21 protein-coding genes and 1 riboswitch are annotated in these 21,215 nt (G+C 51.1%); of the genes, 5 read left to right on the top strand and 16 right to left on the bottom strand.

All coding sequences use genetic code 11. The features are described from left to right. Window positions 1-196 precede the first annotated feature (196 nt). Window positions 197-1,438 (bottom strand): molybdopterin molybdotransferase MoeA, encoded by a 1,242-nt coding sequence (gene moeA, locus QT397_04220; GenBank protein ID WNZ56579.1) that lies wholly within the window; start codon window positions 1,436-1,438, stop codon window positions 197-199. 41 nt (window positions 1,439-1,479) lie between these two features. Then, window positions 1,480-2,145: a two-component system response regulator NarL gene (gene narL, locus QT397_04215; GenBank protein ID WNZ56578.1), complete on the bottom strand. Its 666-nt coding sequence runs from the start codon at window positions 2,143-2,145 to the stop codon at window positions 1,480-1,482. Window positions 2,146-2,343: 198 nt separating this feature from the next. Here narL and QT397_04210 point away from each other — a divergent pair, with 198 nt between their 5' ends. After that, entirely contained in the window at window positions 2,344-3,957 is a 1,614-nt protein-coding gene (locus tag QT397_04210; protein WNZ56577.1) for an MFS transporter, read from the top strand. Between the two features lie 54 nt (window positions 3,958-4,011). On the opposite strand, the gene QT397_04205 is transcribed toward QT397_04210, so the two are convergent. From QT397_04205 to QT397_04140, 14 genes are all read right to left on the bottom strand, one after another. Beyond that, complete coding sequence (locus QT397_04205) at window positions 4,012-5,211, bottom strand: hypothetical protein (GenBank protein ID WNZ56576.1); 1,200 nt, start codon at window positions 5,209-5,211, stop codon at window positions 4,012-4,014. Window positions 5,212-5,311: 100 nt separating this feature from the next. Next, a complete protein-coding gene (locus tag QT397_04200; protein WNZ56575.1) occupies window positions 5,312-6,430 on the bottom strand; it encodes an ATP-binding cassette domain-containing protein in 1,119 nt (372 codons plus the stop codon). Continuing rightward, window positions 6,430-7,152, bottom strand: coding sequence for a molybdate ABC transporter permease subunit (modB, locus tag QT397_04195; GenBank protein WNZ56574.1), 723 nt, complete (start codon window positions 7,150-7,152; stop codon window positions 6,430-6,432). Before modB ends, QT397_04200 begins: the two co-directional genes overlap by 1 nt. Continuing rightward, the gene (locus QT397_04190) at window positions 7,149-7,475 is read right to left on the bottom strand and encodes a substrate-binding domain-containing protein (GenBank protein ID WNZ56573.1); all 327 of its coding nucleotides are present in this window, start codon (window positions 7,473-7,475) and stop codon (window positions 7,149-7,151) included. Before QT397_04190 ends, modB begins: the two co-directional genes overlap by 4 nt. Beyond that, a complete protein-coding gene (gene modA / locus QT397_04185) occupies window positions 7,451-7,930 on the bottom strand; it encodes a molybdate ABC transporter substrate-binding protein (protein WNZ56572.1) in 480 nt (159 codons plus the stop codon). Before modA ends, QT397_04190 begins: the two co-directional genes overlap by 25 nt. Next, window positions 7,915-8,394: a molybdopterin synthase catalytic subunit MoaE gene (gene moaE / locus QT397_04180; protein ID WNZ58491.1), complete on the bottom strand. Its 480-nt coding sequence runs from the start codon at window positions 8,392-8,394 to the stop codon at window positions 7,915-7,917. Before moaE ends, modA begins: the two co-directional genes overlap by 16 nt. A 10-nt stretch (window positions 8,395-8,404) precedes the next feature. Next, window positions 8,405-8,650: a molybdopterin converting factor subunit 1 gene (moaD, locus tag QT397_04175; protein WNZ56571.1), complete on the bottom strand. Its 246-nt coding sequence runs from the start codon at window positions 8,648-8,650 to the stop codon at window positions 8,405-8,407. A gap of 21 nt (window positions 8,651-8,671) precedes the next feature. Then, window positions 8,672-9,163 carry a cyclic pyranopterin monophosphate synthase MoaC gene (moaC, locus tag QT397_04170; GenBank protein WNZ56570.1) on the bottom strand — a complete coding sequence of 164 codons (492 nt, stop codon included), beginning with the start codon at window positions 9,161-9,163 and terminating at the stop codon, window positions 8,672-8,674. 3 nt (window positions 9,164-9,166) lie between these two features. Further along, complete coding sequence (gene moaB / locus QT397_04165) at window positions 9,167-9,709, bottom strand: molybdenum cofactor biosynthesis protein B (protein ID WNZ56569.1); 543 nt, start codon at window positions 9,707-9,709, stop codon at window positions 9,167-9,169. 2 nt (window positions 9,710-9,711) lie between these two features. Beyond that, window positions 9,712-10,311 (bottom strand): molybdenum cofactor guanylyltransferase, encoded by a 600-nt coding sequence (locus tag QT397_04160; GenBank protein WNZ56568.1) that lies wholly within the window; start codon window positions 10,309-10,311, stop codon window positions 9,712-9,714. Between the two features lie 4 nt (window positions 10,312-10,315). Then, window positions 10,316-11,293 (bottom strand): GTP 3',8-cyclase MoaA, encoded by a 978-nt coding sequence (gene moaA / locus QT397_04155; GenBank protein ID WNZ56567.1) that lies wholly within the window; start codon window positions 11,291-11,293, stop codon window positions 10,316-10,318. Continuing rightward, a riboswitch (molybdenum cofactor riboswitch) is annotated at window positions 11,282-11,432 on the bottom strand. Its footprint overlaps the gene before it by 12 nt. A gap of 196 nt (window positions 11,433-11,628) precedes the next feature. Beyond that, entirely contained in the window at window positions 11,629-12,837 is a 1,209-nt protein-coding gene (locus QT397_04150; protein WNZ56566.1) for a porin, read from the bottom strand. A gap of 143 nt (window positions 12,838-12,980) precedes the next feature. Continuing rightward, entirely contained in the window at window positions 12,981-13,364 is a 384-nt protein-coding gene (locus tag QT397_04145; protein WNZ56565.1) for a hypothetical protein, read from the bottom strand. A gap of 23 nt (window positions 13,365-13,387) precedes the next feature. Continuing rightward, window positions 13,388-14,281 carry an MFS transporter gene (locus QT397_04140; GenBank protein WNZ56564.1) on the bottom strand — a complete coding sequence of 298 codons (894 nt, stop codon included), beginning with the start codon at window positions 14,279-14,281 and terminating at the stop codon, window positions 13,388-13,390. A 412-nt stretch (window positions 14,282-14,693) separates the two neighbouring features. On the opposite strand from QT397_04140, the gene QT397_04135 reads away from it, so the two are divergent. The 4 genes from QT397_04135 to QT397_04120 all read left to right on the top strand — a co-directional run bounded on the left by QT397_04135 (window position 14,694) and on the right by QT397_04120 (window position 20,980). After that, on the top strand, window positions 14,694-16,169 hold the full coding sequence (locus QT397_04135; protein ID WNZ56563.1) for a NarK family nitrate/nitrite MFS transporter: 1,476 nt from the start codon (window positions 14,694-14,696) through the stop codon (window positions 16,167-16,169). 101 nt (window positions 16,170-16,270) lie between these two features. Beyond that, entirely contained in the window at window positions 16,271-18,043 is a 1,773-nt protein-coding gene (locus QT397_04130) for a bifunctional protein-serine/threonine kinase/phosphatase (GenBank protein ID WNZ56562.1), read from the top strand. Window positions 18,044-18,359: 316 nt separating this feature from the next. Then, a complete protein-coding gene (locus tag QT397_04125) occupies window positions 18,360-19,139 on the top strand; it encodes a hypothetical protein (protein WNZ56561.1) in 780 nt (259 codons plus the stop codon). Between the two features lie 104 nt (window positions 19,140-19,243). Continuing rightward, a complete protein-coding gene (locus QT397_04120) occupies window positions 19,244-20,980 on the top strand; it encodes an AIPR family protein (GenBank protein WNZ56560.1) in 1,737 nt (578 codons plus the stop codon). Window positions 20,981-21,215 lie beyond the last annotated feature (235 nt).

Raw genomic sequence — 21,215 nt, 5'->3', positions numbered from 1 at the left:
AGCGGGCTTTTTTGTATATGGCTAACTCCCAGGGTTTTGTTCGAACTCAGGTTCGACTCGGAGGCAGCAAAGCTGCCGCAGAGCAGCACCCCAAAGGGCGAAGCAAACCCTCCCCGCCTTTATTAACTTCAATCAAATTAATTTGGATATAACTTATACGAGCCCATAGCCAATACGAAAGCAGCTATAAAAAACCCTACCCCAACGGCACTCTCAAAGGCTCAATCACCACCTGCTCCCCAGCCTCTACACTGCCACTCTCTCGCGCCAAAACGATAAAGCAGTTAGCAGCAGCCAGACCGGAAAGAATATGGCTCCCCTGGGTACCAACCGGTTCTACTACCAACATCCCGTTTTCATCACTGCGATATACACCCCGCTGGAAATCGGTACGGCCGGGCTTTTTATTCAACGGTTTTAACAGTTTTGCCTGTAAGGTCTGCGGGCCAGTCCACTGATCGCCTTTCATCACACTCAGGGCGGGGACGGCCAGCTGATAGAAAGTTACCAGGGCGGAAACTGGGTTGCCGGGTAGGCCGAAGAAGGGCGTTCCCTGTATGAAACCAAATGCAAAAGGTTTGCCGGGCTTCATCGCCACTTTCCAGAAGCCGATCTCTCCCAGCTCTTCCAACACTTCACGGGTGTAATCCGCTTCGCCAACGGAGACTCCACCGGAGGTGATAATAGCATCGGCCTCTTCGGAAGCGCGCTGCAAGGCATTGGTAATAGCCTGTTTGTTATCGGGCAATATACCCAAATCCAAAACGTCCAGGTCCAGCTGTTCCAGGGCGGATAACAGGGCAATGCGATTGCTATCGTAGATATCGCCCTTACCCAGGGCTTCGCCAGGCTGGCGCAATTCATCGCCGGTGGAGAAAAGTGCGATTACCGGTTTGCGCACTACAGTCACTGTGCCCACACCGGCAGCAGCGAGCAGGGCAATATGTGGAACGCTGATACGCTCTCCGACCTTGAGCAGGCTAGCTCCTTCAGCCACATCTTCACCGCAGCGGCGAACATGGTCGCCAGCGCGAACTTCACAATTTATTCGTATCGACTCCCCCTGGGCATCGACATTTTCCTGCATCACTACCGTATCTGCACCGGCCGGTACTGCGGCTCCTGTCATAATGCGCACGCAGGTGCCGGGGTTCACCACACCGTCAAATGGTGCACCGGCAAAAGATTTGCCGATCAGTTCCAGTGGCAAGCCACTGGCCAGGTCTTCAAAGCGCAGGGCGTAACCGTCCATTGCGGAGTTGTCGCATGGCGGTAGGTTTACTGTGGAGATAACATCCTCAGCCAATACTCGACCGGCGGCTTGTGCCAGGGGCAAAGTCTCAGTGCCACTGATTGGGCTCAGTGCCTCAAGAAGTTTTTCGCGGGCGCTTTCGATGGGCATCAGGCCCGGTTGGCTACAGCAGTCGATAGTGGGCATGGACAATATCTCTTACTTCATTCCTTTGCGGTTGGGACAAATTAGTGGCTGCGGTTTTGGGATTCCGGTCGCTTCTGATTAACCATCCACACAGCAGCTTCTACGCGGGAGCGCATGCCCAACTTTTTCAATAAGTGTTTAACGTGAACCTTGACAGTGGCATCACTGATATCCAATTCACGGGCGATTAACTTGTTACTGAGGCCATCGGCGATCAATTGCAAGATCTGGTATTCGCGACTGGTCAGCGTCGACAGGGTATCCGCACCGGAATTGTCCGGCTTGCGCAGAGCGGAGGCGAGGATCTCGGTAAGGCGCTGGCTGATAGCGAGCTTGCCGTGTGTGGCCTGGATAACCTGATCGAGAATATCTTCCGGCTCCATATCCTTGAGCAGGTAACCATCGGCACCGGCACGAATACAGGAAACTACGTCCGCATTGTTATCGGAAACAGTGAGTATCACGATGCGAGAGGCTACATCGGCTGCACGCATTGCCCGCAGGGTATCCAGCCCGTCCATACCGCGCATATTCAGGTCCAATAGAATAAGGTCCGGCTCGTGCTGTTTGGCCAGCTCCAGCGCTTCCTCCCCGCTGCTGGCCTCAGCTACCAACTCCAGGCTGGGCTCCATAGCAAACAATTGCTTGAGACCTTTACGAAACAGAGGATGGTCATCAACCATCATTACCGTGGCAGAAGAAGTCATGGGGTGTCCTGCTTCATTGCTGTAAGTTGTACTAATTCTGAACAGTGACTTTAACACAGGGCTCAGTGCCTGCGCTTACCCCCAAATGGGTAGCTATTACGCGCGGGGGCAAAGGGGTTACTTACTGTTGGTAATTGAGCAGGGATAAGCCCCGGCCCATAGTGGCCGGACGAATCATTTCGAGGAGGAGTGGCCGCCGTGTCTGACATCTACGAGTGGGCCCCAGAGGACAGCAAGTTCTGGCAGTCCAAGGGCAAAAAAATCGCAAACCGGAATTTGTGGATATCCATTCCCAGTTTGCTGTGCGGCTTCGCCGTGTGGCTCTACTGGGGCATTATTACCGTTCAAATGCTCAACCTTGGCTTCCCCATTGCCAAAGCCGATCTGTTTACCCTGATGGCAATTGCCGGCCTCACCGGCGCTACCCTTCGAATACCCAGTAGTTTCTTTATTCGATTGTTCGGTGGGCGCAACACCATTGTCTTTACCACGGCCCTATTGATGATACCTGCCCTAGGCACAGGTATCGCCTTACAAAATCCTGAGACCCCATTGTGGGTATTCCAGTTGCTGGCTCTGCTGTCAGGTATTGGCGGTGGTAACTTCGCCTCTTCCATGTCCAATATCAGCTTCTTTTTCCCCAAGGAAAAACAAGGGTTGGCGCTTGGCCTGAATGCGGGCTTGGGTAACTTCGGTGTTACCACCATGCAGATCCTGGTACCGCTGTTTATGACCTTCGGTGCCTTCGGCGCTGCCGGCGGCGATCCCATGACCCTGGTTAGCAGCTCTGGCTCCCTGATTGGCAAAGTACCAGCCGGTTCTGAAGCGTGGATTCAAAATGCTGGTTTTGTATGGCTGCTGTTCCTGATTCCACTGGCCTTTGTAGGTTGGTTCGGTATGAACAACCTGCGCACCGACGAAGTCACCCCGGATGTGGGCAGCTCTATCGGCGCGATGTTGAAGATGACCATGATGTTGGGAATCGGCCTCTTCACCGCAATCACAGGTCTGTGGCTGTTGCTTCCCGAAGCGGCTAACGGTTCAGGCTGGGGTGTGCCCAAGGAAATCGTTCTGGTACTGGTAATCGCCGCTACCGTGTTCGGCTTGAAGCTGCTGCCCGGTGAGATTAAAACCAGCTTGCAGCGTCAGTACCGTATCTTCAACAACAAGCACACCTGGGTGATGAGTGTCATTTACACCATGACCTTCGGCAGCTTTATCGGTTTCGCAGCGGCCTTCCCCCTGGCTATCAAGGTGATCTTCGGATACAGCCACGTGATGGTGGACGGGGTTATGACTCACGATACCATCAACAACAATGGCCCCAGCGCCCTGATGTACGCCTGGATGGGTCCGTTTATCGGCGCCCTGATTCGCCCGGTAGGTGGTTGGATCTCCGACCGCATCGGCGGAGCCCTGGTTACCCAAATCTGTGCTGCAATCATGGTGGGTAGTGCCCTGGGTGTGGCTTACTACATGAAGGCCGCCTACGGCTCAGCCACTCCGGAAGAGTTCTTCCTGCCCTTCTTCCTGCTGTTCCTGGTGCTGTTCGCCGCTACCGGTATCGGCAATGGCTCTACCTTCCGCACCATCGCCATGGTGTTCCCGAAAGAGCAGGCAGGCCCGGTATTGGGATGGACTTCAGCAGTTGCCGCCTACGGTGCCTTCTATATTCCCAAGGTCTTCGGCGAGCAGATCAAAGCCACCACTCCGGAGTATGCTCTGGCAGGCATTGCTATCTTCTACGCAGTTTGCCTGGTAGTTAACTACTGGTTCTACCTGCGCAAAAACGGTGAATTCTACAATCCATAATTTGGTCTCACGGGCGGGGAACCGCTTTTGCGGGGAGGTTGAACCTCCCCTTTTTTATTTCACCTGAATCAATATCGGCGTTATATCCGAACCTTCAAGCAGGCTGGAAATCAGCTGTCTATCGGTATCCCTGCGATAGTAGATCGTCACTTCATCCAAGTCTTCAACGGTTGGCATCGTCGGGCATAGATGCCTGGCAATAGCCATACACATCTGCTCATAAAAATCTAAATCGTGCAGCTTATCCAGATAGATATGGCACCCTGCGATATCCTCAGCACTAATCGTATAGTTGTAACCTATGGGCGGCTGAAAATAGTAGGCCTGCACAGTAATAGACCCATCTGCATTTTCAGTGACTTCGTATTGGACAGGTCTGCCGCAGATACTCTGTTGGTACCCAACAAGATCCTCCGCAACTGAGGCAAGACTGTCATCCGTCTCAATGGTGCTCTCAATTTCACTGTAGGCTTGATGGATAGCTTCAAAGCAGCTCAAGCAAGACATAACACCCGCTTCTTGCAGCTCTGGCAGCAGTTCTGTCGCCATATCTTCTAGCAATTGCACCAGCTTTTCTGCCGAGATAGCGTCGCGAAAATAGTAAGAGCCTTCTCTCTCAATCGCCGACGGGAAGATTTTTAGCTTGCGCTCCGGGCAATAGAAATCGAGGTGGTAGAGAGGCTGTTCTGGACCGGAAGTGTGGTTATTCAGCTCTACCTTGCCCAAATACGGGATAAAGAAGGTAAAGGACCAGTACTCCGGGCAGTGTATAAATCGCCGGCAATGCTCTTTGATATAACCGGGCAAATGTTGAAGATCGAAGAAATTGGCCAGATGGTAGTTACCACCCTGGTATTTCACTATGGAGTCGTAGTTATAGAACGGGTGCTCGCCGTGGAAATCTATCTTAACCCTCTGCCCACTGGCTGCGCGGCAAGCCAGATGAAAGTACAAGGCATCGTCTTTGTAAGTAGAGTGGATAACGATAGCGTCGCCCTTTCGGCGAAGCTGATAGCGGAAAGCATCGACCCGGTAGGGCTCACAATCCTCAAGTAGCTCGGCAATTTCCAGCTCACCCGATTCCAGGCGACTTACTCGATAGTTGTGCCCGCCTTCTTCTATGCAGCGAGTAAGTACTGGGTGTAGATCCTCAATGGTCACAGATTTCGTTACAGGTAAGCCCTCGACCTGTGCTTTTTCCCGGTAAAACTTATCGCCCTCGTTAAAGAGAGAAATTCCCAACACAACGCCCATAGGAGCACCACTAAGTTAGCTGATGTTCAAACTTAGCAAAAAAATTGCTGGGGTTTTAGGGATCGAAGAAATGCACTTTCAGAAATTGCCTTGGAACTACTTACAAACCGGCAAGACTACCGGCCTTAAACTGGGCAAAGTAGGTAGTGCCTTCACGCAGTTCTAGGCGCTCGCAGGAGAGACGGGAAATATCTGCGTAGAACACCTGATCAGCAGCGGCTAAGTGTAAACGAATGCGGCCGTCGGTAAGGTTCTGCTTAGCAACTAAAGTTACCGGCAAGCAATTGAGGATACTGGACAGGCCCGGCTTCTCTACACTGAGGCTAATATCTCCAGCTTCCAGCAGAAAAGCTGCGGTATCGCCTTTGCGATAATGGCCTGCCACCCTATCTGCAAAGATAGAAATCCCCCCTAAATCCAAAGTCAGCAGACCATCGTTTAGGGATTCCACTCGCGCTTCAATCCGGCTGCGGCAGCTATCCCCTACGCCGTGGCTATCCAGGCGCTGGGCAATTTCAGGTAAAGAAAGTGGTGCGGACAAATTGGCAGAATCCATCCATAAACAGCGCTGGGCCAGTAGCTGGATTTCATCAAAGTCGTGACTGGTCCAGATTACCAGCGCCGGATATCGAGCCCAGAAATCCCGTAGGGTCGGCAATAGGCGCCGCAGTACCTGGGCGCGGTCAACCGCTGAAAGCGGCTCATCAAATAATTGCAGCGGCGCGTTGTTATAAAGCTGGCGTAATACAGCCACTCGCTGGGCTTCTCCACCAGACAATAGCTCCACCGGCTGATGGAGTAGCGGTTCAATACCAAAAGCCTCTAGCAGCCGACCACACTCTTCCTCGGACAGTGGCCTGCGGCTGTAACGGCGGGCCAGTGCCAGGTTATCCGCCACCGACTGGCCGGCAAACAAGCGGCTATCCTGAAAGCCCAAAGAAAGCGTTCTTTTGTGGGTAGCCAGGGCGCGGCGTCCGCGCTGCCAAACCGTATTGGCAAAAGTGATATTGCCACGGCAATGGCGCTGGCCAGCCAAAGCAGCCAGTAATGTGCTCTTGCCGCTGCCGGAAGGACCGGTAAGGCCAAAAACTCCAGAGGCAGGCAGCTCTAATTGCCAGGGAGTCGTAGCGTTAAGCGGAGTCACCAGCCCTGTAACACTCAATCCGCTGGAATCAGAAGTGGTAGACGCAGTACCGAAAAGGGGTAAGGTGATTTCCATTAGCCCAGCACCCCCATTACCGGTTTAACGCGCTCGCTGTTTGATCCGCGCGGGGCCAAACTATGCCCCAGCCAACGGGCAGCGAGTAGCAGTACCGTAGTAATTCCCATCAACATCAAAGCCAGCCGGTGCGCCGCACCGTATTCCATCGCCTCCACATGTTGATAAAGAGCAATAGAAACCACCTGGGTCTCACCGGGAATAGAGCCACCAATCATCAGCACTACCCCGAACTCACCCAGGGTATGGGCAAACGTTAAAGCGCAGGCACTCACAATAGCGGCGCGACTCGCCGGCAAAAGAACTTTTAATAGTGCCGCCCAGGGCGGTATACCCAGTGCTGCGGCAGCCTGGGTCAAACGCTGACCATTGGCATTAAACGCGGCTAGCAGCGGCTGCACCATAAACGGTAGGGAATAAATTACTGACGCAAATACCAGGCCGGTAAAGGAAAACACCAAAGGGCCATCAAAAAGTTGTGACAGCCACTGCCCGGGAGCATAGTTAGGGGAAAATAAAAGCAGTAAATAAAAACCCAACACCGTGGGTGGCAGTACCAGCGGTAGGGTAATTAATACCTCTATGCAATGGCGCCAGCGGCTCTGCCATTGGCTCAATTTCCAGGCCAGGGGCACGCCGATAATAAACAGGAGCAAGGTAGTTAAGCCGGCCAATTTTAAAGTTAGCCACAGGGCCTGCCAGTCGGCAGCGGCGATATTCATAAGCCACTCCCTCCATCTCTACTTCGATATTGAGTCGGCAAAACACCGTAACCCAAGTGCTGTAGTTGCACCTGCACTTCCGCTGAACGCAAATAGTCGGCGAGGGACTGTGCCTCTTTAGGTCGGCGACTCTGGGTGGGAATCAGCAGCTGCTGTTCAATGGGTTTATACAAATGCTGCGGCAGCAACCAGTAGTTATCGCGGCCGGCTGCTTGCATCTGGCTGGCGGCGACAAAGCCCAACTGCGCATTGCCGGAATCCAACATTAAGTAGGCTTGGCCTGCATTGTGCGCTCGGGCTAATTGAGTTTGTTTTTTTTCCACAAATCCAGGCTTTGCAGCGCTTGCCGTGCGGCACTGCCGAATGGCGCTACTTTCGGATCGGCTAATACAATTTTATCGGGCCAGGTTTGCAGTAACTGCTCGATATTCGATTCCGATTTTGGGTGCCAGAGGGCCAGTAAACCCAGGGCGTAAGTCTGACGACTGTTGCCCAGTGCCCCGCCCTGCTTTTCCAACAGTTCAGGTCGCTCGCGATCCGCAGACAGGAATAAATCAAAGGGCGCGCGGTGCGCTATTTGTTGGTAGAGCACCCCGGAGCTGCCGCTACTGATTTGCACCACACAGGCATGGCGACGCTCAAATTCCGGCAGTACCTCCTCCAGTGCCGGGCGGAAACTGGCCGCTACCGCCACCCGCAAGGTGCAGTTATCCGCATTTACCGGTAGCGCGATGGCCACCAGTAAAGCGGATAGCAGCAGGCTCAGCCGGCGGACCACTTTTCCATCTCCGCAGCATCACTGGCCCGGGCTTCGACCCAGCGCTCTGAAGGCTTACCGGACTCATCCGCAACCGCTTCGCGCTTCCAGAAAGGCGCCTCAGTTTTGAGGCGATCCATGATGTATTGGCAGGCGGCAAAGGCAGCCTGGCGGTGGGGGCTGGTAACGCCGACAAAAACAATCTCGTCGTTGATCTGCATGGGGCCAACCCGGTGGACGATAGTCACGCGGCCCAGGGACCAGCGATCGCGGGCATCATTGATAATCTGTTGCAGGCTTTTTTCGGTCATGCCCGGATAGTGTTCCAGGGCCAGGCCGCAGACATCACTGCCCGCATTGAAGTCCCGCACCGAACCCACAAACAGGGCGCAGGCACCATCACCACTGTTGCCTTGCAGCGCAGTATATTCAGCCGCTACGTCGAGGGGCGTTTCACAGACTTCAATACGATCAACGGCTTTCATATTGGCACCACTAACCGCCGGTAACCGGCGGGAAAAATGCAACTTCATCCCCAGCCTTCACCTGGGCTCCGGTTTCTGCCAGCTCCTGGTTCAGGGCCATACGAATATCATCCCTTTGCAGGTGCGGGCTCCAATCCGGGTGCTGTTCACATAGGGTATTGCGCAACTCGCTGAGACTGCCGGAAAAGTCCTCCAGGGTAGTCTCGCCCATGCCCAATTGCTGGCGCAGACGGGCGAAAAACAGAACCTTTACCATCGCTTTACACCTCTGAAATTTTTACGCCTTGTCCGCAGCATCGCCGCGCCAGTGGCCGCGCTTACCGCCGGTTTTTTGCAGCAGACGGGTCGGGCCGATTTCCATCGCCGGGTCCACAGCTTTGCACATATCGTAAATGGTCAGCGCCGCTACCGAAGCTGCGGTTAACGCTTCCATCTCTACCCCAGTGCGCCCAGCCAGGCGACAGAAAGCAGTGATATGCACACTGTGTTTTTCCGGCTGCAATTCGAAATCCACCGCGACCTTGGTTAGTGCCAGTGGATGGCACAGGGGAATTAAATCCGAGGTTTTCTTTGCAGCCTGGATGCCGGCAATGCGAGCTACAGAGAGCACGTCGCCTTTTTTGTGCGCCCCTTGGCTCAGCAGTGCAAAAGCCTCTGCACTCATGCAGATGCTGCTCTCGGCCAGGGCGCTGCGGTCGGTGATGTCCTTCTCGGTAACATCCACCATGCTGGCTTCGCCGCGCTGGTTTAAATGGGTTAATTGGCTCACGAATTACCCCCGGCTCTCGCAGGGCGCGCTGGTAAAGCGCACATGGGGGATAAAGTTACAGGGCTTGTGGCGGGCATCCAGCTGCTCCAGCAATATGCCTTCCCAAGCTGTGCGACAGGCTCCGGTGGAACCGGGCATACAACATATCAGTGTGCGGTTAGCCAAGCCGGCGAGCGCGCGGGACTGCACGGTAGAGCTGCCGATATCCCCCAGGGAAATATGGCGGAACAGCTCGCCGAAGCCGTCGACGGTTTTGTCGAACAGCGGGCTCAGGGCCTCCGGCGTGGAGTCGCGATCGGTAAAACCGGTACCGCCGGTCACCAATACCACCTGCACTTTCGGATCGGCAATCCAGGAGCAGACCACCGCGCGCATCTGGTAAACATCGTCCGGGGTAATGCGCTTATCTGCGAGCTGATGGCCGGCAGTTTTGAGGGCTTCCACCAGGTACTGGCCAGAGGTATCAGTCTGCTCGTTGCGGGTATCGGATACGGTAAGTACCGCGATATTGAGCGGTACAAATTCTTTGCTAGCGTGTGCGGACATAATCAGTGGTCTCTCAAAAAACTGTTTTCTGGAGTTTTATCCGGCGTACTCAAGCCGAGATAATCTGCCGGCGTATTGATATTGCGATGCCAATCGCCAGCACTTTTTATGGGTATGGATTTAGCCCCCAGGTGACGCAGCAACGCGCCGACAGAATTGCGCGCACTGCCTTCGACGGCACGGCGCAAATAATCCAGGCAATCGCCATTTAAAGGCAGCCACAGGGGAAAAAAGAAGTTTTCAAAATAACAGGGCCGGCCACTTGCCTGCCCCTCGGCCAATAACTCTGCGAGGTGCTCCCGCCCGAGCAGGGGCATATCGACCGGAATCACCAGGGCTGCATTGGCACCGGTTGCCAGGGCTACCGAATAAAGGCCGCCCAGTGGACCCCGCTCTGGCACCAGGTCTTCAATCGCTCCGGGGCGGGCGCCGCTGGTGACGACTTTTTCCAGCGGAAGCTCACTCAACAATGCCTCTGCATGCTGCAAAAAATTGCCCTGTTGGGGGTGGGCCAGCAGGGCCTTGTCTCGGCCCATCCGGCTGGAGCGGCCACCGGCCAGCACCACGCCGATTGTCGATTTACTAACAAAAGCCCTGGCCATAACCCTAGCCCCCCAACATCGCTAGGTTGCGGGTAGCGCCGGTAAAACCTTCGTGCAACTGGTGGCCTGCGGTCTTATCCACAATCAACTCGCGGATATGAGCTGCCAGCGCCTCGCTATCACCATCGGCGATGATTTCGCGCATATCAAAGCCCTGGTCGGCGAACAGGCACAGGTGCAACTTGCCCTGGGCCGATACCCGCAGGCGGTTGCAGCTTGCACAGAAGTCCTTGCCGTAAGGGGTAATCAGGCCGATACGACCGGCGTAATCCGGGTGGAAATACTCCCGCGCCGGACCGGCATCGCGGGTGCGGATCACCTGCTCCCAGCCTTCCCGCAGCAGCAGGGTTTCTATATCGCCACCGGAGACATGGTTGCTGGCGAAGAACTCGCGGTTATCGCCGGTGCGCATCAATTCAATAAAACGCAGGGTCACCGGAGTCTCGCGAACCCAGGCGAGGAAATTATCCAGCTCGGCCAGGTTGTACTGGCGCATCAGCACTGCGTTGACCTTGGTATCGATACCCAAGGCCAGGGCGCGATCCAACCCTGCTAAGGCTTTATCCAGGCGATTGTGGCCGGTGATATGGTGGAATTGAGCTGGGTCGAGGCTGTCGATACTGACATTCACCTGATCCAAGCCCGCGCGGTGCCAGTCGTCAATCTGACTGGGCAGGCGGTAACCGTTGGTGGTGATGGCTAAGCGGCGAATCTTATCGCTAGCGCGCACGGCTTCGAGCAGCGGCACCAGGTCTTTGCGCAGGGAGGGCTCTCCGCCGGTAAGGCGTACCTTTTCCGTACCCAGTGAAGCGAAAGCGCGCACTAATGTGCCCACCTCAGCGACTGAGAGAGGATTTTCCCCTTCCAGGGAACGTCCGCAACCGATGCCCTCGGGTAGGCAATAGTTGCAGCGGTAATTGCAGATGTCCGTCACGGACAGGCGCAGGTAGTAAAACCTACGGCCAAAATTGTCTTGTAACATTAAACGCCTTTCCAATGTCGGGAGGCCGCGCAGTTTCCCGCTAGACCCTGGTGGCCGGTACGGCCACGGTCCCGACACCTTGCAACGTCAATAAAAAACGACGCGGTTTAGGTAGCGGGACTCGGTGTTTAAACTGATGTCAGTGTATCAAGCTGGTTAATTTATGCTTGGGGCAAAGGTGGTACTCCCTTGGTGCTCGAACTGATGCTCCTCGGGGAGACATCAAAATGTGGAGCTTCAGTCGATTAAAATTTTTAAATTATAAAAACAGGTTCAAGGTGCGGGGAAAACCCCGGCCGAAGCCGGGGGCCTCGCTAAGGAGTTCTTTCAGCCGCTTAGAAATTAGCGGTTACCATGATCCAAAGCTTGTCGGTGTCAGTGCTGTACTCATCAGCACGATAAGTTGCGTACTTAACGAGTGCAGAAATGTCGTCGGTGATTTTGTGGCCGTAGCTCAGGTTCCACTCATCACCGTAACTAACGGAGCCTTCGGCCGCTTCAAAGTTGTGATAGGTCAAACCCAGCTTGCCACCGGCCACTTTCATTGAACCGCCAACATACAGATCTTCGACACCGTCAGCGGGGGTTCCCAGGAATTTATCAGTGAAACCCTGGAACTTGTGCAAGGTTGCCAGCGGGGTTTTAAAACCAACGTCATTGTCGGAACCCAAAACTTCATAACCGAGTTTTGCCGCAACTGGACCCAGATCAGCGCCAAGCTCTGCCAGGTAATAATTAGCGCTGTAGTCATACTGGTTGTCACCAATATCTGACTGGTGCGCATAACTCAGGTTAGCTTTTACCGGACCAAATTTACCTTTGTAATCTACCCCATAAGTGCGGCTGGCATTATCGGTGAGATCTTCCAGATCCAGATTGTAAACAAAAGCGCTGATTTTATGGTTTTCAGCTACTGGATAAATCGCGTGTAGCAGTTGGATATCGCCGCCCATATCGGAACCAGCACTGTCTTCACCGAAAATACGATTAACGTTGTAGACATAGCTGTAATCCAGCTGGAAGCTATCGGCACTGCCATACTGATAACGAACACCATCGTAGGTCTGCTCGTTTTGTCTCCAGCCAACACCGCCGACAAATCGCTGCCCGTCCAGGTTAATGCGCTGGCGACCGGCGGTAATTATGGAGTTGTCACCATTGTAGCGAATATAGGCTTGGTTAATTTCAGTTCCTTCTGGATCAACTACAGTCGGGTAGTCAGTTTTACCATTAATGGTGGAGTTGTAGCTGTCATTGCCAACTGCCGTAACATCATCCATTTCCAGGAAGCTGGTAAAGCCACGGTAGCTGCCACTGCGCCAGTTAAGGCGGGTTCTTAAAGTGGATGCAACTGCTTCATCATCAATACCATCCTGATCAACAGTCTCTACGCGGTAACGCAGATTCAATCCGACTTCACCGGATTTCAACGCATCCACCAGAGTGGCATTTTCACTTTCCTGCGCAGCGGCCTGCAATGCAACAGTGCTGCATGCCCCCAACAGTAAGGCACCGAGAATTTTTGGGAATTTGGAAACGGTCATGACGCTTTTCCTTTGCAACAACGGAGTGAACAGTGACAAATTACAATTTTTCAGACTCGACTGAAACCATATATTTTTTCCTGCTTAATTAATCTTTACTCCCTAGCCTTTACTCAGGCGTAATCCCTTATTGGTAGTGGGCACTACCTATCCGGCAAAGCCTCGGTTTCGCTGGTTTCCTCAAGCAGGAAATTATTTTGCTGTGCGTACTGTAAACGCTGCATATAATTTTCTCTTTGAATCGCCAAATACATAACCAACATACAAATAGCGAGCACACCGTAGAGCAGCATAAAGGCCGCACTGTGGATACCTACTAAGTCCTGAGCGATACCAAAAAGAACAGGCAGGGTAAAACCACCGAGGGCACCAATAGTGGCTACGGTACCGCCAACACTCCCCATATGCGCGGGGAAATTATCGTGCAGCGCTTTGTAAACAGACGCGCGGCCAAATCCCTGGGCGATACCAATAACCAGTAGCAGTAAAGTGAACAATTCAATACCCACTTCAATATTTAAATGCACATCCCGTTCCACCCCGTGAATGGTCATACTGGTGGGCGGGTAACTGAGGAAGAAAAGGCACACCAGGCAGGTCCAGAAAACACTCCAATTGACGGTGCGCGCACCGTAGCGATCGGCAAACCACCCCCCAAAGCGCGCAGTGAACTGGAAAGAGCCACAAACAACAGGGTTAGAGCCATTGCCACCGGCGTACTGACTTGGTACACCGACAGATAGTAATTCGGCAACCACAATAAAAGTGCGAGAAAACTGCCAAAAACAAAGTAATAGTAGAGCCCATAACGCCAAACCCGGATTTGCGTTAACGGCTTTAAATGACTGCGCAGATCCGGTTTTCCCCGGCTGCGCATATAGCGGGTCTCCTCTGGTGCAAAAAATTCGAATAAAACCATCATCAGGATAATCCCGGCTCCATAAACCGGCCCTATCCACTCGCGCCCAAACCAATTTTGAATGGCAGGAGCCAATGCCAAGGTAATTGCGGCTCCGGCATTTCCTGCACCAAAAATGCCCATCGCAGTACCCTGCCGCCCTCTTTCGAACCACGGGCTGATATAGCGAATCCCCAAAACAAAAGACACCCCGGAAATACCCAGCCACAGCCCCGCCAGCAAGTGAGCCCCGTAGCTATCGATAAAGGGCAACAAAAAGAGCACAGGCAGCAACAACAGCATCTGCAATAAAATCAGCTTTTTCGCAGAAAAATATTCCACCAGTAATCCCACCGGAAAACGCAACAGCGCCCCACTCAAAATCGGCGCAGCCAGTAGAACCCCGTATTCAGTTGCAGACAGATCCAGTTGCCCGCGAATCTCTACCCCCAATACCGCATAAAGCGTCCAAACAGAGAAGTTAGCGGCGAACATGGCCGAGGCAAATATCAGCGCGCGCCCGGCGAGTTGCTGTGTATATTGCACGGCAGGCATCTCCAAAATATTGGCTGTCGAAAATTAATTGCCACCCCGGTTATTCACCGCATTGAGCCCCCGCCCCAGAAAAGTGATCACAGAATTACAGCGGGGGCGAGAAATCTACAGAGGCAAGCTATTGGCAAGATGCACAAAAAATCGGCTAGCGACAATTACTCCCAAAAACCCTTTTTAATCATTATCAATTTCCACCAACTACCCCCACAGGGGTAGAAACGCACTAAAAACCGCCCCTACCCACTCCGAGCTACTAACCCCAAGGGGTTACTCCCTTCCAACTACAAATCGATTTCCCTTCCACTTACCCCTTTTGCGCACTTTCCCTCTGGCGCTGCTCAAATACTATCGGTCATGACCCTATCCACCTCTAAAAATTTCTGAGAAGCCGGAGAAAATAGTCATGAGTCAATCCAGCGGCCTCAATTTATTTAATTGGGGCGATCCCAAAATAAAGACGCTGCACGTTACTTGGTTTGCGTTTTTCCTGACTTTCGTGGTGTGGTTCTCCCACGCTCCGCTGATGGTCTTTATCAAGGAAGCGTTCGACCTCACCAGCCAGCAAGTAAAAGCCCTGTTAATCCTCAACGTGGCACTCACCATCCCCGCCCGTATCATTATCGGTATGCTGGTGGATAAATTGGGGCCGCGCCTGGTGTACAGCGGGCTGCTGATGACCTCATCTTTAATCTGTTTGGGCTTCGCCACCGCAGACAGTTATGAATCCCTGGCCCTGTTCCGCTTCTTGCTGGGATTTGTGGGTGCCGGCTTTGTAATTGGTATCCGCATGGTGGGTGAATGGTTCCCGGCCAAACAAGTCGGCCTGGCAGAAGGTGTTTACGGCGGCTGGGGGAATTTCGGTTCTGCTGCCGGTGCCATGACCCTGCCCACCATCGCCCTGCTGTTCGGCGGTGAAGACGGCTGGCGCTATGCCCTGGGCCTCACCGGCATCATCGCCGGCCTGTACGGCATCATCTACTACCGCGTTGCCCGCAACACTCCTAAAGGTTCCACTTACTTCAAACCGAAAAAGAGCGGCGGCTTGGAAGTGACCAGCAAGCGGGATTTCTACTTCTACCTGCTGATGAATGTGCCCATGTACCTGGCACTGGCAGCGCTGGCTTACAAACTGTCTCCCAGTGGCGTAGCCCTGCTGAGCCAGAATGCCACTTACGCAATGTGGGGACTGCTGGTAGCACTGTTCGCCTTCCAGACCCGCATGATCTGGAATGTAAACAAAGACCACCTGCGCGAAGGTGTGCCCGAGCTGGAGAAATACAACTTCAAGCAGGTAGCCATCCTCGACCTGGCCTACTTCGTCACCTTCGGCTCAGAGCTGGCCGTGGTTTCTATGCTGCCCCTGTTCTTCCTGGAAACCTTTGAAGGATTGAGCCCGGTGAAGGCCGGCCTGCTCGCCTCTGGCTTCGCCTTTATGAACCTGGTGGCTCGCCCAACCGGTGGATACTTCTCTGACAAACTGGGACGCCGCCGCAGCCTGATGTTCCTGATCGGCGGCCTGGCAGTGGGTTACTTTGTGCTGAGCCAGATCAACGGCGGCTGGTGGATTCCCGCTGCGGTAGTTGCCACCATGTGCTGCTCTTTCTTCGTGCAGGCCGGTGAGGGTGCCGTATTCGCCGTCGTACCCCTGGTGAAGCGCCGCATGACCGGGCAGATCGCCGGTATGGCAGGAGCCTACGGCAACGTGGGTGCGGTTACTTTCCTTACCGCCCTGTCTTATGTCAGCTACAGCCAGTTCTTCCTGATTATCTGCGGCGCAGCAGCGGTGATCTTCTTCGCCTGCCTGTTCCTGGAGGAGCCCAAAGGCAATATCGCCGAAGTGCTACCGGATGGCACAGTGCAGCTGATCAGCGTGGAGTGATCGGAAAGCAATTATCCAGCAACAAACGCAAAGGAGGGCCAATGGCCCTTCTTTGTTTTTCGCCGTTGGTCTGAGGGGACAAAACGAGATAGGAGAAAGCTGTGAGCGAAACCAATTCCGGGGTGCAAACAGAAACCGAGGCAAACCCCGAAGCCCAGACACCGCGATTGAGCCACGGCCTTTGCACCAGTGCCGGCATCAAACCGCAGAACGAAGATGCCGCAATCTATCACTGGCCAGATAACCCGCACTTGCAGGAATACCTGGGCGCAGTCGCCGCACTGGCAGACGGCGTCAGCTCTGCCGAAGCCGGCGCCCTCGCCAGCCACACCGCCACCGAGCAGTTTGTGCGGGACTACTACAAGGTGCCGGATACCTGGTCTGTGGCCCACGCCGGACAGAAAATCCTCGCCTCCATTAACAGCAAGCTATACCGCAAGAGCCATGACTTTCCCCAACAGGAAAAGGGCTTCCTCTGCACCTTCTCAGCCCTGATTTTTAAATCCCGCACCGCCCACTACTTCCATATCGGCGACAGCCGTATCTATCACCTGCGCGGTGACAACCTTAAATGCCTCACCCGGGACCACAACATCACCCTGGCCCACCGCCAGCAGATGCTATCCCGTGCGCTGGGAATGGATACCGGCCTGCAAGTGGATTACGGCCAGCTCAGCCTCGCTAAGGACGATGTGCTGCTGATTACCAGCGACGGTGTGCACGACTTTATCAAACAGGATTTGCTGCGCGAGCTACTGGCAGAGTCCCAACTAAGCGAACAGGAAACAGCGGAAACCCTGGTGCGCCTCGCCGAGGAAAACGGCAGTGACGATAACCTCTCCGCATTAGTGGTAAAGGTAAAGGCATTGCCACAAACCACCCTGGACGACTACAGCCGCCAGCTTACCCGCCTGCCCTTCCCGCCGGAATTGGAACCGGGCATGGTATTGGATGGTTACCAGGTGGAACGGGAGCTGTTCTCCTCCCAGCGCAGCCAGCTGTACCTGGTGCGCGACAGTGCCACCGGGGAAATCCTGGTAATGAAAACCCCCTCGGTAAATTACGAGGACGATATCCACTATATCGACCGCTTTATTCAGGAGGAGTGGATAGGCCTGCGTATTCGCAGCCCCCAGGTGGTGCGCCTGCACCGCCAGACCCGCCCGCGCACCGCGCTCTATTACCTGATGGAGTATGTACAGGGCAGTACCCTGGAGCAGTGGATCACCAATAACCGCTTCCCCAAACCCGCAGAGGCGTTTCGCATCCTTAAGGAGATTGCCACCGGGCTACAGGCCTTCCACGATCAGGAAACCATTCACCAGGATTTGCGCCCGGCCAATATCATGATCGACGGCGACGGGCGGGTAAAAATTATCGACTTCGGCTCAGTTTACGTAGCCGGCAGTGCCGAGATTTTCCGCCCCCTGGAGCACCCGGAAGCGCTGGGCACCGCCAGCTACTCCGACCCCCACTATATCCTCGGGCACAACAGCGGTATTCGCGGCGATATCTATGCCCTCGCTACTATTGCGTACGAAATGTTTACCGGCGAACTGCCCTACGGCGAGGAAATAGAAAACTGCCGCTCCCACGCCGACTTCGAACGCCTACGCTACCGCACCGCCAGCCAGTTTAATCCGGTAGTCCCCATCTGGTTCGACCGCGCCCTGGAACGGGGATGCAGCATCGACCTGGAACAACGATACTCCACCCTAACGGAATTTATGCGCGACCTCGCCAATCCCAACCCGGATTACTTGCGTGAAGATCCTACTGAGAAAGGGGATGCTTCCCTTTTCTGGAAGATTCTTTGTGGGATTTGGGTGGCTACTTTATTGGCGGTGGCGGCATTGTTTTCGTCTAGTAGTTGATATAACAACCGTTAGTACAATAGTGCCTATTTTTTAATATGTGAGCACTAGCTACTCATAAAGTAGTTTGACTTGGCTGCGCGTTGAACTGATATCATATTTAGCATTTTATTTTTTAATATACAGAAAGATATTTGAACATTTTATGATGCCATCAAAATCAAAGAGCAAATGCATCTGAAACATATATACCAGACTAATTATTGGTCAAATATACTTATCATATAAAATATTCTTGCCTGAATTCCCCTTTCATTCTTCAGACTGTTATTAAGTGATATAATATCAATTCCATTAAAAACGCTATCATATATAAATGAATAATATTACGTTAACTGAGGATGAAAAAGACTTATCCAATGAGTTGGTAAAGTTTTCATTGCAATTCTGTACGGCCTGCTATTTTGGGTCACCTTCAGATAAGGAAGTGAAGGTGAATAATGGAACAGTTACACTTATAGAGTATAAAAATGTAAAGTACGGAATTACCAACTTTCATGTTATCGAAGCCTTTAGACAAAGGCTAGAAGAAGAGCCAGAATTAGAGCTTTACATTGGAAATGCTCTTATTAACTTGGAAGGATTAGTCAGGGATGAAGATGAAAAACTAGATTTATGCATATTAAATCTAGATGATTACGATGAAGAAGAATTCAGATCTAACGGGAATATCCCCACCACATTCTACCCAATTCAAGAGCTATCTAAAATAAACGTATCGAAAGGTGATTTTATACTATTTGGCGGCTACCCTGGAGTTTGGAGAGAACGACCAGAAGTTAATCATTTGATTTTTGACTCCCTAAGCACAGGAAGTATGGAGGTGTCTGAGGTTACAGAAAGAAATATAAGGTGCGAATTTTCCCTAGAAGGTTGTCATATCACTCTTTCCGAACATCATAATTCTATTCCTAACAACTTTGGTGGTTTAAGTGGCGGTCCTGTCTTTTTAAATAGGACCCTGCCATCAGGGATAAATATATTTGAGTTTGTTGGAATCATATATGAATATATGGAGCTTAGTAATTCAATTATGATTAGACCAAGCTCATTTATTGATGAGAACATGACACTAAAAAAAATTAACTTTCAATAAGCTGTCAAAGTTAATCCAGGTGAGCATACATCGTTGACCTTTCACCCATAAGTTACATGTAAGCCTAACGGGATGTTAGGTTTAGTAAAATATAGAAGCAAACTATGGATAAAATTACTAAATCACTTTTAGAGACCTTCTCAAGTCAAAATGAAATCGAATCTTCAAGTGAATCCATTAGGTTCGAACATTTTTCAAATTTCTCTATTATCTCAAAGTTATTTAGAGGTAGTTTTGAATTAGATGATATTCATTCTGGATCAGGAGGAGATTGCGGCATTGACGGACTAGCCATGATTGTAAATGGTCGTATTATTCTCGATGAAGATGAGTTACGAGATGTAGTTGAAGTAACATCTCATCTAGATGCCGATATAGCCTTTATTCAAGCTAAAACTACATCTTCGTTTGATGGCTCTGCAATAGGAAGTTTTATTCATGGTGTAAAAGATTTTTTAAGTGACGACCCCCAACTAGTTCAAAACGACAGAATTAAGAAGATGAAAGGTGTATGGGAAGCCACAATCTCTATGTCTTCATACATGGTTAATAGGCGACCTATTTGCAAACTATATTATGTTTGCACAGGAAAATGGCAAGAAGATCAAAACTTAAAAGCTGTTGTCAACTCTGGTAGATCTGAATTAGAAAATATAGGTATATTCGAAGAAGTTACCGTGGAACCACTGGGTGCATCTGAAATTCAGAGACTATTCCATGAGACTAAAAACAAATTATCTTCTACTATTAATTTCCAAAGCAGGATTACCCTTCCAGATATTGAAGGAGTAAAGGAAGCATACCTTGGCATGCTTCCTTTTAAAGAGTACGTAAAATTAATACAAGATGAAAACAGAACAATTCACAGTATATTTGATGACAATGTAAGAGATTTCCAGGGTAACAATACAGTTAATAAAAAAATCAGAGGTACATTGGAAGATAGAAAATTTGATCTTTTCTGTGTTCTCAACAATGGAGTAACAATTGTTGCATCAACTCTTACTCCAGCTGGCAATAGGTTTACCATACGAGACTACCAAGTAGTCAATGGTTGCCAGACAAGTCATGTACTTCATGACTGTCAAAATATTGAAGGTATCGAGAATGTATATGTTCCAATTAAAATTGTTGTTACTGAAAATGATGATATCAAGACAGCTATAACACTTGCTACAAACAACCAAACTGAAGTTAGAACAGAACAGCTAGAAGCACTAAATATATTCCAGAAAAAGCTTGAGCTCTATTATAAGGCTGAAGCAAAGTCTTTTCCTCTGTATTATGAAAGAAGGTCTCAGCAATATAACTCCGACACTCGTATAAAGAAAACACAGGTAATTTCAATACCTATACAAATCAAAGCTTTTGCGTCTATGTTTCTGAGCTCACCTCACCTTGTGTCTGGATACTATGGAACCATCGTGAAACGCTTCTCCGGAAAAATATTTAATGAGGAACATAAATATGCAAGCTACTATGTTAGCTCATTGGCTTACTATAGAGTTGAGCAATTTTTCAGAAGTGGTGATTTGAGAAGCCAGTATAAAAAAGCAAGATTCCATCTTTTATATATACTTAGATTGCTTGGAATAGGTGATAATTTACCCCCTTTCAATAGTAAAAAAATTGAAAATAAGTGCGAAGAATTTAAGAAATTACTTTTAGATGAGGAGCAGTCTCTAAATATATTTAGAGCTACTCAAGATATTTTTGAGACATCCGGTTTGGATCTTAATAAAAACCAGTATAAATCTGAAAGTGAAACAGAACTATTATTGAAAGCTTACAAAGCTCATAAAAATCAAATACAGCAAACTTCTAACGCATTACTTGATTGAAACATTAACTATAGTTACAAACTCAAAGATTTATAGTCATGGAAATAGAAGGTGTATCTTTGGTCTATCATTCTCTCATCGCCTATTTTTACAAAAAAAGTCATTTTTTATAGGCAGTAATTATAATAAAAATTCCTATATTAGTTTTATTAACAATCAAATTGTTATAGAAGACTTTATCTGAAAGCCGTAAAAAAGAACCTACATTTCTACCTTCAACCACTCCCCCTTTTGG

The sequence above is a fragment of the Microbulbifer sp. MKSA007 genome (assembly GCA_032615215.1).
Lineage (GTDB): Bacteria > Pseudomonadota > Gammaproteobacteria > Pseudomonadales > Cellvibrionaceae > Microbulbifer.
The sequence above is the reverse complement of the archived record's forward strand: the minus strand, read 5'-3'. Positions and strand labels throughout refer to the sequence as shown.